Source organism: Geomonas oryzisoli (genome assembly GCF_018986915.1).
Taxonomy (GTDB): Bacteria; Desulfobacterota; Desulfuromonadia; order Geobacterales; family Geobacteraceae; genus Geomonas; species Geomonas oryzisoli.
Genome location: NZ_CP076723.1, coordinates 4,272,465 through 4,288,159, shown reverse-complemented (window position 1 = coordinate 4,288,159; position 15,695 = coordinate 4,272,465). Strand labels below are relative to the sequence as shown.

Here is a 15,695-nt window from a genome sequence, read left to right as displayed (position 1 = left end):
CACCATCCCTACCGCTCCAGCATCTCCCGCACCTTTTTCAGCAGCTCCAACGGACGCACCGGTTTCATGAGCAGCTCCGTCCCCTCTTCGATGAGGTCACGGCTCTTGATGATGTCCATGGTGTAGCCGCTGGTGTAGAGCACCCGGGCGGCCGGGTCGATGGCCCTGATCGCCTGACAGGCCTCTTTGCCGCTCATGCCGGGCATGATCATGTCCATGAGTATCAGCGAGATGGGGCCGGTGCGGCGGGCGTACTGCTCGATGGCGGCGGCGCCGTCGGCGGCCAGGATGACGCGGTATCCGGCGCCGGCCAGAATCTGCTCCAGCAGGGTGCGCAGGTCCGCTTCGTCCTCGACCACCAGGATGGTCTCGTGGCCCCCCCTCGGCTGTTCCAGGTCCCGTAACATCTCTTCGGCCAGGGGGCTGGTAGCGCTCAGCGGCAGGTAGATCCGGAAGGTCGTGCCGATGCCCGGCTCGCTGTAGACGTTGACGAAGCCCGCGTGCTGCTTGATGATGCCGTACACGATGGACATGCCCAGGCCGGTCCCCTTGCCCACCTCCTTGGTGGTGAAAAACGGCTCGAAGATCCTCTTCCTGGTCTGGTCGTCCATGCCCACGCCGGTGTCGGAGATGGAGATCACGGCGTAGGGGCCGGGCTCGCCGATGCCGTTGGCCTGGACGGAGGCGGCGTCGATCCGCTGCAGCGACGTTTCCACGGTGAGGAGCCCGCCGCGCGGCATGGCGTCACGGGCGTTGGTGGCGAGGTTGACCAGCACCTGCTCGATCTGGTTGGCGTCGATGTCGACCGGAAGGGGATGCCCGGCCTGCAGGGCTCTTAGCTGCACGTCCTCGCCGATGATGCGGGACAGGAACTTCTCCACGTGCCGGATCACGTCGTTGAGGTCGACGGTCTGGGTCTTGATCACCTGCTTGCGGCTGAAGGTCAGCAGCCCGGAGGTGAGCTGCGCCGCCTTGTCGGCGGCATCCATGATCCGGTCGACCTGCTCCCGGTGCGGCGCGGCCAGGGCCGCGTCGTTGCGCAGCATGCTGCCATACCCCATGATCACCATGAGGATGTTGTTGAAGTCGTGAGCCACCCCGCCCGCCAGCTGCCCGATCGCCTCCATCTTCTGGGACTGCAGGAGCTTTTCCTCGAGCTGCCTGCGCTCGGTGATGTCCTCGGCGATCCCCAGGAGGTAGCGTGATTTCCCATGCTCGTCCACCAGCGGGATCTTCTTCGTGCGCAGGATACGGTCGCCGGCGGCGGTGGTGATGACCTCCTCCGGGATCTCCACCAGCTCCCCTTGCTCCAGGGTCTCGTGGTCCTTGCTGCTGAAAAACTGCGCCTGTGCGGGGGGGAAAAGATCCTCGTTTTTCTTGCCCAGGATTTCGTTCCGGGAAAAGCCGAGCAGCTCCTCGCCGTACTTGTTGATGGTGATGAAGCGCAACTGCTGAGCATCCTTGGCAAAGACCATGGCCGGGATGTGGTCGACGATGTTCTTCAGGAACTCTTCGCTTTGACGCAGGGCCTCCTCGACGGCACGCCGCTGGGTGATGTCACGCGCCACCGCCAAGACGTAGGCGCGCTCCCTGAAGTGCATCCGGTTCAGCATCAACTCGGCCCAAAAGCTCCCGCCGTCATGGCAGTACAGTTCGGTGACGATCACGTCGCGCCCCTCGGCGTCCTGTTCGGAGCGGATCAGGGAAACGGCGGCGGGGGTGTCGTGCAGGTCGGAGAGGTCGAACAGGGATTTTTCCAGGAGCTCGCTGCGGCTCCAGCCGAGCTGCCGGCACGCGGATTCGTTGAGGTCGACGATCCGCCCGGTCATTACTTCCACCAGGAAGATGGCGTCGTTACTGTGGTCGAGGAAGGCCTTGAGGCGTTCCAGCTCCTCCAGGCGCTCCTGCAGCTCAGGGTAGTAGGTCTTGCGCATGGAGGTCTCGCCGAGCCCGGCGAGTTTGCGCTGCAGCGCTTCCAGCGCCTCCTGGGAAGAGTCCTCGGGGGAGTCCTGCGCCTCCTCGGATTCGGGGAGACGCGGATCAGAGGGATTCTTCATAGACGACCTCGATGTCCCTCTTGGAGGCGCGACGCGGGTTGGTGGCCATGCAGGGGTCCTTAAGGGCGTGCTCGCTGTAGAGCTTCAGGTCGTCCCGGCCGACGCCGACCTCCGCCAGGGTGCGCCCCACCCCTGCCTCCGCCTTGAGCTTGCGGACGTACTCCAAAAGGCGCTTCTTCTTCTGGGGGAGGGGGAGGCCGCGCAGGTCCAGACCGAAGGCCTCGGCGATCTTTTCGAAACGCTCCGGAGCCGAGTCGAAGTTGAAGTCGATGACGTGGTCCAAAAGGATCGCGTTGCATTCGCCGTGGGCGAGGTCGAGCGCGCCGCCGAGGCTGTGCGCCATGGCGTGGTTGGCGCCGAGGATCGCGTTGGAAAAGGCGAGGCCGGCCTGCAGGCTCCCCATCATCACCTGGCTCCTGAACTCCTCGTTGTCGAGGTTGCGGATGCTGGGGATGATGTTCGCGGACAGGAGCTTGAGCGCCTCCAGCGCGTGCAGGTCGGTCATCGAGGAACTCGCGGTGGAGACGAAGGCCTCGATGGCGTGGGTCATCGCGTCCAGTCCGGTGCAGGCGGTGAGGTAGGGATCCATGGTGATCAGCGTGACCGGGTCGATGAGCGCGATGTCCGGCACCACCGATTTGCTGATGATGGCGATCTTCACCCTCTCGCGCGGGTTGCTGATGATGGCGAACTGGGAGACGTCGGCGGAGGTGCCCCCGGTGGTCGGGATGCAGATGAGGGGAGGCATGGGGGACTTCACCATGTCGACCCCCTCGAATTCGAGGATGTGCTTGTGGTTGGAGGTGACGATGCCGATCCCCTTGGCGCAGTCGATCGGGCTGCCGCCGCCGACCGCGACCAGGGCGTCGCAGTGTTCCGCCTGGTACAGCGCCACTCCCGCCATGACCTCGTCCGCCTTGGGGTTGGGTGTGAGCGCGGTAAAGAGGACCCAAGGAACGCCGGCGGCGTCCAGACTGTCGGTGACGTCCTTGGTCCAGCCGGCTTTAACCACCCCCGGGTCGGAGACGACCAGTACCTTGCGGCCGCCGAGGTTTTTGGCGTAGCGTCCGGCCAACTCCCTGGCGCCGACGCCGAAGATGAATTCCGGAGCAAGAAACTTTCGAAGCTGCAAACCTTCCGCCATCTCCTATCTCCCTGATCGAACAGATCGCTCTGTCATAACATGAGTTAAGGGCAACCAATGTCTGGGCAACTTGTGTAGTGTAGCAGTATTTCGTGTTTTTTACCACGGGAAGACTGGATCAGCCTTAGTGGAGTCTAATCGGTCATCGCGCGGAAAACTTTAAGAAAAATGGGTGGCACCGATGGGGTTCCGGCAAATCGAGTGCAGATGCCGATGCGGCTGTGACAGCGGCCGCTGCTGTGGGAAAAAGCGCAGTCACCGTTACGATTCCCCTCATACATGGAAAGGCGTAGTCGGTCGATACATAGAGCTAACGCCGATGACGGCAGGGAAACAGGAGGCAAAAATGACAACCATTCGGGCCAAGATCATCATGAACATGGCGGTCATGTTGATAACCATAGCCGTGATCGCTGCCGTTGAATTCCGTACCATCGCCACCCTCGGCAGGATGCAGGATGAGGGCGCCCAGCGCTCGGATGCCGCGGTGCTGGCCAAAGAGGCCTCCATGGGTGGGCTCGCGCTGTACCGGGTCGTCGGCGATGCGGAGATCAACAGGGACCTGGAGCGCACCCTGAAGGTGTGGGAGGCCAAAAAGGCGGAAGTGCTCAAGACGATCGAGGAGAGCGCTGCCAGCGCAGATACTGCCGAGGAAAAGAGACTTTTCGCCGAGGTGAAAGGCTCCGTGGCCGGGGTGATCGGGACCTTCGAACAGAAGATGGTGCCGCTGTTGCGGGGAGGCGACAGCTCTGATCAGGAACTCCGTGCGCTGGATCGGCAGATCGAAGCGCAGGTGGAAAAGATAGAGTCCCAGATGGACAAGGTCACAGATTCGCTGGTCCGGGAGATGCGGCAGGCGGACCGGGACTTCGACGCGGAGCGCCGCAAGGCCCTGATAGAGGGTGGTGTGATCGGCCTGATAGGTGTCCTGTTGCAGACCGGGCTGGGGATCATGCTGCTGAAGGGGATCATGACGTCCGTGAACGCCATGCGTAACCTCTTGACCGCCGTGAGCGCGGGGGATCTTACCCGGCAGGCGGAGATTGCGACCAGGGACGAACTGGCCGAGACGGCCAGGGAGTTCAACGGCTTCGTGCTGAACCTGCAGGACATGGTGCGGCAGATCGCGGCAACGGCGGACGTGGTGGTGGCTTCGTCGGAGCGGTTGAGTTCCGGCTCGGAAAAGATCGCCGCTGCGGCTGAAGAGGTGGCGCAGCAATCCGCCACGGTAGCCACCGCCGGGGAGGAGATGTCCGCCACCTCGGGCGACATCGCCCAGAGTTGCCAGCGGGCCTCGGAAGGTGCCACCGTGGCCAGTCGCTCGGCCCAGGATGGGGCCCAGGTGGTGGAGACCACCGTTTCGGTGATGGGACAGATCGCCGCGAAAGTGCAGGAGTCATCGAGGACGGTGGAAAAGCTCGGGGAACGCTCGGACCAGATCGGGGCGATCATCGTTACCATCGAGGACATCGCCGACCAGACCAACCTCCTTGCCCTGAATGCCGCCATCGAGGCGGCGCGTGCGGGTGAACAGGGAAGGGGGTTCGCGGTGGTCGCCGACGAGGTGCGGGCCCTGGCGGAGCGGACCACCCGCGCCACCCATGAAATCGACGAGATGATCAAGGCGATCCAGAAGGAGACCAGGGCCGCCGTGGCGGTCATGGAACAGGGGGTGGGGCAGGTGACCACCGGGACGGCGGAGGCCGCACGTTCCGGAGAGGCGCTGCGGGAGATCCTGGAACAGGTGCAGGGCGTGGCCATGCAGGTGAACCAGGTGGCGACGGCAGCCGAGGAGCAGACCGCCACCACCGGGGAGATTTCCCGCAGCATGCAGCAGATCACCGAAACCGTGCGCCAGACCGCCTCCGGTGCCCACGAGTCCGCCGTCGCCGCCCACGAGCTCAACGGCAGCGCCGAGAAGTTGCAGCGCCTGGTCGGTCATTTCAAACTGTAGCCTACCTCCTCGGGCGCCCCGGCGGCTTTTGCCGCAAGGGGCGCCTGCCGCGAACCAACCGCTGTTCACCCCTCACATCCTGCAGCTGTTCACGCCCCATCCTGAACTTTCTGCGGTTCCGGCCGATCGTTCCGCCGGGGCCGGCGATACCCCACCGTCTCAGTAAAAAATAATATGAATCTAAGTATACGAAATCGCGTGCAAGCACGGCATGATGCGCTCCCTCCGGGAGCTTTCGAATAAGTAACTGCTAAATCTCCCACCGCCTGCACCGATATCCGGAGACATCGGTTGTCAAACAAGCGAACGGTAACAGGAATGGGAGGAGTAATGGATTTTTTCAGGGACTTGAAGATCGGAAAGAAGCTGTACTCGGTGTTTGCCGTCATCATCGTTCTGGTTACGGCGTTGGTTGCCGTGGCCTACATCAATCTCAGCTCACTCAGTGCGGCCAACAGGATGAACGTGCACACCTACCAGGTGACGGGTGAGGTGGGCAATATACTGGCCGCCCTGGTCAACATCGAGACGGGGGAGCGCGGCTTCGCCCTTACCGGCGAGGACAGGTTCCTCGAACCGCTCAACACCGGGAAGGCGGACTTCACCAAGGCATGGGAGGAGGCGAAGCGGCTGACCTCCGACAACCCCAAGCAGCAGGAGCGTCTGAACAAGCTGCTCCAGTCCAAGGAAGACTGGTTGAAGGTGGACGTGGACCCGCTGATCGCCCAGAGACGGCAGGCCTCAGGGAGTGCCGCGGCCATGGAAGGGGTGGTGAGAACGGTGCAGCAGGCGAAGGGAAAGCAGTTCATGGACGCCATGCGCGTGGTGCTTGCCGACATGCAGAAGGAGGAACTGTCGCTGCTTGCGGAGCGGATGAAGACTGCAGACACCCTGGAGTCGCGGACCAAGCTGATCCTGGTAGCCGGCGGCATCGCCTGTGCCTTCCTCGCCTTCCTGTTCGCCAAGCTGCTCGCCAACGCCATCACCAAGCCTTTGGGCAAGGCGGTCGAGGCGGCCAACAAGATCGCGGCGGGTGACCTGACCGCAAACCTGGAAACGGAGTCGGCGGACGAGTCGGGGCAGCTCCTGACCGCGCTCAAGGGGATGACCGAGCGGATCAGGGCACTGGTCGAGGACGCCAACGCACTGTCGCAGGCGGCGGTGGAAGGACGACTGGACACCCGCGCCGCTGCGGACAAGCACCAGGGGGACTTCCGGCGCATCGTGGTTGGGGTCAACCAGACCCTCGACGCGGTCATCGGTCCCCTCAAGGTCGCGGCCGAGTACGTCGAGCGGATCGCCAAGGGAGACATGCCCGCTCCCATCAGGGAGGAGTACCGCGGTGACTTCAACCAGATCAAGAACAACCTGAACCAGCTGATCGAAGCGATCGCCAACATCACCGCTGCCGCCAAGGAGGTCGCCGGCGGCAACCTGACCGTCCAGCTCACCGAACGTTCCGGCAACGACGAGCTGATGCGTTCCCTCTCCAGCATGGTGGCCAAGCTCTCCGCCGTGGTGACCGACGTCAAGGAGGCAGCGAACAACGTGGCGGGCGGCAGCCAGCAGATGTCGTCGGGCTCGCAGCAGCTCTCGCAGGGGGCGAGCGAACAGGCCGCCGCAGCCGAGCAGGCTTCCAGCTCCATGGAGGAGATGTCGTCCAACATCAGGCAGAACGCGGACAACGCGCTGCAGACCGAGAAGATCGCAGTCAAGTCGGCGCAGGACGCCCAGGAAGGCGGCAAGGCGGTGGCGCAGACGGTGCAGGCGATGAAGGATATCGCCGGTAAGATCTCCATCATCGAGGAGATCGCCCGCCAGACGAACCTCCTCGCGCTCAATGCGGCCATCGAGGCTGCCCGCGCCGGGGAGCACGGCAAAGGCTTCGCGGTGGTAGCGAGCGAGGTGAGGAAGCTGGCCGAGCGCTCACAGCGCGCAGCTGCCGAGATATCGGAACTCTCTTCCACCAGCGTGGAGGTGGCGGAGACCGCCGGGCAGATGCTGGACCGGATGCTACCGGACATCCAGCGCACGGCGGAACTGGTGCAGGAGATCTCCGCCGCCTGTAAGGAGCAGGACAGCGGTGCCGCACAGATCAACAAGGCGATCCAGCAGCTGGACCAGGTGATCCAGCAAAACGCCTCGGCCAGCGAGCAGATGTCCGCCACAGCCGAAGAGCTTTCCTCGCAGTCCGAACAGCTCCAGGTCACCATCGGCTACTTCAACATCGGCCAGGACCGGAGCGTGCAGAAACCGCGCTGGCAGGAGCCGGTGCATGAGGTGAAGGCCGCCAGGAAGGAAACCCCGGTGAAAACCAAGGGGGGCAAGGGGAACAAGTTGACCCACGCCGGCCAGCCCGGCGGTGTCGACATCAGTCTCAGCGATCTCGACCAGCAGTTCGAGGCATTCTAAACCGCCGACCTGGCACGGTAGCCCACCCACGGGCTGTCGCGCCAGGCACTGTATCTCCGTAATGACCCTCCAGCCGCTCCGGGCTGTTTTCTTCCGGGCCCGCCACCTTTGGCGGGCTTTCGTTTTTCCTGACGCCCTATATATCCAAGAATTTGAATTAGGTTTGACAATGGGTGGCAAAGCAGGTAGGCTTTGCTGCCCAAAGGCGTATACGTGAGAATTTTAATTATCTGTTGTCATGATTCGTGACGAATTTGTGACGTCATGACAATGATCACTGGTTATTACGAGATATAAGTTCGACAATAATAATTAACATTCTGATCGAAAAGGCAAAACCGGGGTAACCCGGTGGCGCAAAGCTACCTGTCCAGGGAAAGGCGTGCAGTAACGGGAGGAAGCCTTTACTGGAATGAGGGGCTGCCGAAGTCGGGTAGACAAAGCGAGCCTATCCCGTGGATGGGCTTTTGTCGTTTCTGAAAAACCAACTTTCTCACCAAGAGGAGGATTTCCTACATGAAGCAGTGCCTGACGCGAAAACCGTACCGTGCCCCTGTGATCCAGTTGCTGGCCGTGTGCGCACTACTGTTGAACCTGCTGACCGGGACGGTCCTGGCCGCTCAAGGCGACATCATCACCATAGCTGGTGGCGGGGTCGGTGACGGCGGCCTGGCCGTGTCGGCGGTGGTCGGGGCGAACAAGATTGTCGCCGATAATGCCGGAAACGTCTATATCGCGGACCAGGACCATCACCGGGTGCGGAAGGTCGCACCATCGGGTGTGATCACCACGGTGGCAGGAACAGGGACCCCCGGCAACTCGGGTGACGACGGTCCCGCCACGCAAGCGCGGCTCAACTATCCCATGGGGGTCGCGCTGGACGGCAACGGCAACCTGTTCATAGCCGATACCAACAACAACCTGATCCGCAAGGTGGACCCTTCCGGCATCATTACAACCGTCGCCGGGACCGGCATGGCCTCCTTCAGCGGCGACGGCCCCGCGCTCGCCTCCGCTTTGAACACGCCTGTGGACATCGTCGTCGATCCCTCCGGAGCGCTGATCGTCGCGGATCGCAGCAACTACCGGGTCCGGAAAGTGGCGGGCGGCATGATGACCACCATCGCCGGAGTCGGATGGTGGGGAAGCACCGGGGATGGCGGCCCGGCCACCGCGGCGTCTCTTACCTTCCCGAGCGGCATCGCAGTGGACCAGGCTGGGAACGTCTTCATAGCCGATGAGAGTAACCACAAGATCCGCATGGTCGGCACCAACGGGATCATCACCACCGTGATGGGTACAGGAGAACCAGGCTTCAACGGTGACGGCCTGAACCCGGCCATGACCCAGTTGCAGTACCCCAGGGGGGTCGCCTTCGACCAGCAGGGACGACTCCTGATCGTCGACTCCAACAACAACCGCATCCGCAGAATCGACACGGTGGGCACAGTCAGCACCGTGGCCGGAAACGGCGACTGGGGCTTCTCGGGCGACGGCGGACCGGCGACGGCGGCGGCGCTGCTGCAACCAGGTGGGGTCGCCTGCGACGGCAGCGGGAACTTGATCATCGCCGACACCGGCAACTACCGTATCCGTAGCGTGGACTTCCTGGGCAACATCTCGACCTTCGCGGGCAACGGCACCAATAGCTGGACCGGCGACGGCGGACCGGCCGCGAATGCGGCCTTCTACTGGGTCGGCTCCGTGGTCGCGGATCAGGCCGGCAACAGGTACATCGCCGATTCCGGCAACCACCGTATCCGCAGGATCGACGGCAACGGCATGGTCTGGACCGTTGCCGGCACCGGCGTCGCGGGTTATGGCCAGGATGGCATCCCGGCGGGAGCCACGACTCTTTCCAACCCGATAGGCCTTGCGCTCGATGCGTCGGGCAACCTCTACATCGCCGACAGCGGCAACAACCGCATCAGGAAAATAGATAGCGCCGGCATCATCACGACCGTCGCAGGCAACGGCGCGGCAGCCTCCAATGGCGACGGCCTGCCCGCTAACCTCGCGAGCGTGAACCAGCCGGTGGGGGTGGCGCTGGACGCGCTGGGCAACCTATACGTGGCCGAGTTCAGCGGCAACAGGGTGCGTAAAATCGACACCGCCGGGATAATCACCACGGTGGCCGGCAACGGCTTTCCTGACTACAACGGCGACAACATCTCGGCGGCCGCCGCCGCTATAGGCCAGCCCGGGAGCGTAAGCATCGACGCCGACGGAAACCTCTACATCGCCGATTCATACAACGCGCGCATCAGGAAAGTCGACCCCTCCGGCATCATCAGCACCGTGGCCGGAACCGGAGAAAAAGGGTACAGCGGTGACGGCTTGCCCGCAGTCGCCGCCGGTCTGGAAAACCCCCTTGGCGTGCGTGCCTTTAACGGCAGCCTTTACATCTCCGGTGGCAACCGCGTGCGCAAGGTGGACAGCCAAGGAGAGATCAGCACCCTGGCCGGCAACGGAGCCCCCGGCTTCAGCGGTGATTACGGCCCGGCGACGGCGGCTGCGCTGAATTTCCCGACTGCCGTCTGGATCGATCCTGACGGAACGGTGCTCATCTCCGATTCCGGAAACGGAAGAATTCGCCTGGTCTACCCCGGTGCCCCGGATACGGCGGTGCTCATCGACAGCGGTGCGAACAGTACCTCAAGCTACAACGTGACCCTCACCCTCACGTGTATGGGGGTTACCGGGGTCTGCGGCGGTGTCCAGCTCTCCAACGACGCCGCCACCTGGACCTCCACGATCCCCTTCCAAGCCACCATGCCCTGGACGCTGCTCCCGGGCGAAGGTGCCAAAACCGTCTACGTCCGCTTCGTCGACGATTTCAGCACCTGGTCCGGCGTGTACAGCGATTCCATTTATCTCGTTGGCGGCAACCCAGGCGTGACCATACAGGAGCCTGTGGCCGGAGGGGTCTACGGCAACGATCCGCTGCTCGTCTACAGCCTTTCCGGGCCGGTCGGTTCGGTCACGGTCTACGTCGACGGGACTGTCATGCCCAAGGTCTCCGGGGATCACCTGGGGCCACTGGCTGTTGGGCCGCACCAGGTAAGGGTCCAGGTCCGGGATCCTTACGGCGTGAGCATGGCTTTCGCGGAGAGTTCCTTCACCGTCGATGGAACCGTGGCCTTCGCGGACGATTTTGAGGGGGGCACGCTGAAGTGGGAGTCGGTGAACGGCCTGTGGCATCTGGCCACTCCCGGCTCGCTCTACCCCAACAGTCACAGCGGCGGCAACAGCATGTGGTATGGACAGGAACCGACCGGAAACTACGACGTGGGCGCAAACAGCGGCTGGATCGTTTCCACCCCGTTCACGGTTCCCGCCAGTGGCACCTTGCGCTTTTGGAGCTGGGAGCAGGTGGAAAGCAACGGCGACATGTACGACACCCGCAAGGTCTACGTCTCGGCGGAGGGAGGGGCCTGGGTCCAGGTGTACCAGTCCCTGGACGACAGTTCAGCCTGGCACCAGGTCGGGGTAGACCTCGCCCAGTTCGCCGGGAAGAGTGCGAGGCTCATCTTCGAGTTCAAGAGTGTCGACGGGGCGTCTAACGACTTCCGCGGCTGGTACCTCGATGACATCACCGTGAGCGGCGCCGCTGCGCCTCCTGTCGCGGCGGGCTACGAAGGGTTCGAATCGGGACTGCTGCAGTCACCGCCGTGGATCCCGGTGGGGGGGCAGCCCTGGAGGGTCGTTTCAGACTCGAGCCACACCGGGGCCTATTCCGCGCGCTCCGGCGCGATCGTGGACGGCCAGACTTCGGTCCTGGAAACCAGCGTCGATTGCGCTGCGGGAGACATGAGCTTCTGGTTCGCAGTCGAGTCCGAAAGCAATTTCGACTTCCTTACCGTCCAGGTCGACGGGGTGGAGCGGGGGAGGTGGTCCGGCTCTTACGGCTGGACCCAGGCCAGCATCCCCGTGAGCGCGGGGCCGCACACCTTCAGGTGGACCTACTTGAAGGACACCTCGGTTTCGGTCGGGCGCGACGCTGCATGGATAGACGATATCGTCTTCCCGACCGCAGGGGCGGTTCCGGTAGTGACGATGACGTCGCCGGTACAGGGCGCGGTCTACAAGGAGTCACCCCTGCTCTCCTTCAACACCACTGCATCGGCGGCGACCATATACCTGGACGGGATCGTGACGCCGCTGCAAAACGGCATGCCACTTCCCTCGCTCGCCGACGGCAGCCACACCGTTCGGGTCGAGTCGAGCAGTGCCGCGGGCATGGCAGCAGCTGAGGTGAGCTTCTTCATCGACGCCACGGCTCCAGTGGTGACCATCACGGCGCCGCTACCCGGGTCGGTGGTCGGCAACACCCCGGTCCTTGCCTACAGCGCCAACGAAGGCGGCACAGTGACCGTATGGATCGACGGCATCCAGACCGAGGCTCCCTCCGGCATGTCGCTGAAGTATCTGCCCGATGGCTCCCACACCGTCCACGTGCAGGAAGTAGACGCGGCGGGGAACATCGGTTTTGCCGAGAGCTCCTTCATCGTAAGGGGGGGGAGCGTGGCCACCAGCTTCATCGACGACATGGAAAGCGGTCTCGGCAAGTGGGAATCCGCCAGCGGCCTGTGGAACCTGGCCAGCCTCGGTTCGTCATCCAACGGTAACAGCCACAGCGGCTACACCAGCTGGTGGTATGGCCAGGAGTCGACGGGGAACTACGACGTGGGACTCACCTCCGGGGCCCTGGTTTCCAGGGCCTTCACCGTCGGCGCCAGCGCAACCCTCAAATTCTGGAGTTGGGAGCAGACCGAGGCAAACACCAATTATGACACCCGTAAGGTCTTCCTCAGCACCGATGGCGGTGCCACATGGATGCTCCTGGTTCAGTTGACCGATGCCACCTCCTCCTGGCACGAGGTGGTGACGAATCTCGAGCAGTATGCCGGGATGCAGGTCAAGCTGAAGTTCGAGTTCAACAGCGTCGATGGCGTGGCCAACGCCTACAGGGGATGGTACCTGGATGACATCAGCGTGACCGGACCGGGCGCTCCGGGACCGGCGCCGACGGGCGAGACGTTTGAGAGCGGCGACCTCTCTGCCCTGCCCTGGGTCTCGAGCGGCAACGCCCCTTGGACCGTCACCACGGGCAACCAGCACGGCGGCCAGTTCGCCGCCAAGGCCGGCACCATCTTCGATGGCCAAAGCTCCTCCCTGGAGACCACGGTCGACAGCCCCGGCGGCACTATGAGCTTCTGGTTCGCGGTCAGCTCCGAATACTACTGGGATGTTCTTCACTTTTACGTGGACGACGTGGAACAGGGGAACTGGTCCGGAGATGTGGGGTGGACCCAGTTCCAGGTCGCGGTTGCGCCGGGAATCCACACCTTCAGATGGCGCTATACCAAGGATGGCTCGGTCTCCGTGGGGGCCGATACCGCCTGGATCGACGATATCGTCTTCCCTGCCAAGGCCGTCCCAACCGTTACCCTGACTTCACCCGTCCCCGGGGGAAGCTACAAGGAGGAACCGGTTCTCTCCTACAGCGTGAGTGAAGGTAGTGAAGTGGTGAAGCTGGATGGGATAGAGATCGGCACCCGGTCGGGATACATCCTTCCCCCCTTGGGCGACGGCCCTCACACGGTACGGGTCGAGGCCAGCAACACTGCCGGCACCGGGTACGCGGAAGCGACCTTCGTGGTGGACCGGGTTGCTCCCGTGGTCACCATCACCTCTCCGGCATCGGGCACGACCGACAACAGCCAGCCGCTGCTTGCCTACAGCGCGAGCGAAGGGGCTCCCGTGGTCAAGCTCGATGGAGTCGTGGTGAGCGTGCCGTCGGGGAGCGCCCTGCCCCAACTGGCCGACGGAATCCACACCGTCAGGGTCGAGGCCACCGATGGCGCGGGCAACGTCGGTTTCGCAGAGGTGAGCTTCACCGTCGACACCGTCCACCTGGTGCTTAGCGTAGACCCGCTGCCAAGCCTTATGAACAGCAACAGTTTCGTCCTTACCGGCACACGTGACAGCCGCGCCAATTATTTCAGTGTCATTTCCAGCAACGGTGGCAGCTTCGGCATGCTCACCAACCCGACTGATTCCACGTGGCGCCTGCCTATCACCGGTGTACGTGAGGGGAGTACGACCTTCGATATCAGGGAGGAGGATGGAGCGGGACATGTTGCCACTACGTCGCTGACGGTCGTGGTTGATACGGTGGCACCGGTGGTAACTATCGCCTCGCCGGTGGCCGGTGTCACCGGCAAGAGCACCCCGATTCTCAACTATACGGTGAGCGAAGGAGTGCCGGTGGTGCGGCTCGACGGCGTCGAGGTTGCCAGGGCTTCCGGTGATACCCTCGGTCCTCTCTCAGAAGGAGCTCACACCGTGCGCGTTGAAGCAAGCGACGCTGCAGGTAATGTCGGCTTCGCCCAAGTGAGTTTCACCGTTGACAGCATCGCTCCGGTGGTGACGATCGCTTCACCTGCCGCCGGCCTGGGCAACAACCGTACACCCGTGCTGACCTACAGTGTCAGCGAAGGCGATGCCGTGGTCTTCGTTGACGGGGTCGTGGCCGCCAAGGCTTCCGGCGACACATTGGGACCCTTTGCCGATGGTCCTCACACGGTGCGCGTTGAAGCGACCGATGCCGCCGGCAACGTGGGGTTCGCCCAAGCGAACTTCAGTGTCGATGCCACCGCTCCGGTGGTGACCATCGCTTCACCTGCCGCCGGCCTGGGCAACAACCGCACGCCCATCTTGACCTACAGCATCAGCGAGGGGGCAGCTGTAGTGTGGGTCGACGGCGTGGTGGTCGCCAAGACCTCGGGCGACACGTTGGGGCCGCTGGCCGATGGCCCCCATACGGTCAAGGTAGTGGTGACCGACACCGCTGCCAACTCTTCGGTCGCGGAGGTCAGCTTCACAGTTGACGCCACCGCTCCGACGGTCACCATCACCTCACCGGCGTCGGGAACCACCCCGGACGGGACCCCGCTGCTGCTTTACACGGTCGGGGACGGCAGCATCGTGGTGAAGGTCGATGGCGTTGTGGTCAACAAAACGTCCGGAAGCAGCCTTGAGCCGCTGCCGAACGGAAATCACACGGTAACAGTGGAAGCGACCGACGCTGCCGGTAACACCGGCAGGTCCTCGGTCACCTTCACGGTCGCCTACACCGCCCTTGCCGTCGATACCGTCGCACTCCCCTTCGGGACCAGCGGCACCGCCTACAACAGGAGCTTGTCGGCAAGCGGCGGCGTACCGGGCTACACATGGTCCATCGCGAGCGGCAATCTCCCGGCCGGGTTGACGCTGAACGGTTCCACCGGGGTCATCGCCGGGGTCCCCGGCACGGCCGGCAGCTATGCCTTTACCGTCAGGGTTGCCGATAGCGACGGGGCAAGTGTCACCGGCTCTTTCACCATCACCGTGTACCAGCCGGTGCAGATCGGCACCACCTCGCTTGCCGGCGGGTACGCGGGTGCTTCCTACAGCCAGTCGCTTAGCGCCAGCGGAGGAACCGGATCGTATGCCTGGTCCGTTGTCTCCGGAAGCCTCCCCGCCGGTCTCAGCCTCAACCAGGCAACCGGTCAGATCGCTGGGACCCCGTCGGTTGCCGGTAGCAGCAACTTCACCGTGGAATGCCGCGACGGCAACCAGACTGCAGCCATGGCCGCGTCGACCATCGTCATCGAAGCGGCCCGTCCCGACTTGGTGGTTACCGTCGTTTCGGGCCCCACCAGCGGCACCAGGGGGAAAAAGGTGATGCTGACCGCGACGGTGAAGAACCAGGGGCAGGCGGTGGCGGGGGCCTCCACCTTGAGCTTCTACCTCTCCAGCGATGGCGCCATCAGTAGCGCCGACACCAAGGTCGCCGATGTCTCGGTAGTGAGCCTTGCCGTAGGCGGCTCCCAAACGGTGAGCTTCAACGCCACCGTCCCCGCCACGCTGTCGGTAGGCAGCTACGTGATCGGGGCCATCGCGGACCGGGGTGGCGTGGTCGCGGAGACCGATGAGAATAACAACACGCAGGTCGGCGGCAGCATCGATATCCGTTAGTTCGTTGAAATTGACGGCCGCTGCAAAAAACAAGAGCGGGGCATGAATGTCATGCCCCGCTTTTTCGTTGCTCATGGTATCTCGGCTCATGACTGCTTCGTGGGTT

The 15,695-nt window shown here is 63.4% G+C and carries 5 protein-coding genes and 1 riboswitch; of the genes, 3 read left to right on the top strand and 2 right to left on the bottom strand.

All coding sequences use genetic code 11. The features are described 5' to 3' along the window. Positions 1 to 8: 8 nt before the first annotated feature. Both KP004_RS18580 and ercA read right to left on the bottom strand, forming a co-directional pair. Complete coding sequence (locus KP004_RS18580) at positions 9 to 2,057, bottom strand: hybrid sensor histidine kinase/response regulator (RefSeq protein ID WP_216799891.1); 2,049 nt, start codon at positions 2,055 to 2,057, stop codon at positions 9 to 11. Next, positions 2,041 to 3,201 carry an alcohol dehydrogenase-like regulatory protein ErcA gene (ercA, locus tag KP004_RS18575; protein ID WP_216799890.1) on the bottom strand — a complete coding sequence of 387 codons (1,161 nt, stop codon included), beginning with the start codon at positions 3,199 to 3,201 and terminating at the stop codon, positions 2,041 to 2,043. Before ercA ends, KP004_RS18580 begins: the two co-directional genes overlap by 17 nt. A gap of 346 nt (positions 3,202 to 3,547) precedes the next feature. On the opposite strand from ercA, the gene KP004_RS18570 reads away from it, so the two are divergent. From KP004_RS18570 to KP004_RS18560, 3 genes are all read left to right on the top strand, one after another. Then, positions 3,548 to 5,155 carry a methyl-accepting chemotaxis protein gene (locus tag KP004_RS18570; protein WP_216799889.1) on the top strand — a complete coding sequence of 536 codons (1,608 nt, stop codon included), beginning with the start codon at positions 3,548 to 3,550 and terminating at the stop codon, positions 5,153 to 5,155. A gap of 330 nt (positions 5,156 to 5,485) precedes the next feature. Continuing rightward, positions 5,486 to 7,567: a methyl-accepting chemotaxis protein gene (locus KP004_RS18565; protein WP_216799888.1), complete on the top strand. Its 2,082-nt coding sequence runs from the start codon at positions 5,486 to 5,488 to the stop codon at positions 7,565 to 7,567. Positions 7,568 to 7,888: 321 nt separating this feature from the next. Then, positions 7,889 to 7,995, top strand: a riboswitch (cyclic di-GMP riboswitch). Positions 7,996 to 8,083: 88 nt separating this feature from the next. Next, on the top strand, positions 8,084 to 15,589 hold the full coding sequence (locus KP004_RS18560) for an NHL domain-containing protein (RefSeq protein ID WP_216799887.1): 7,506 nt from the start codon (positions 8,084 to 8,086) through the stop codon (positions 15,587 to 15,589). Positions 15,590 to 15,695: the final 106 nt, after the last annotated feature.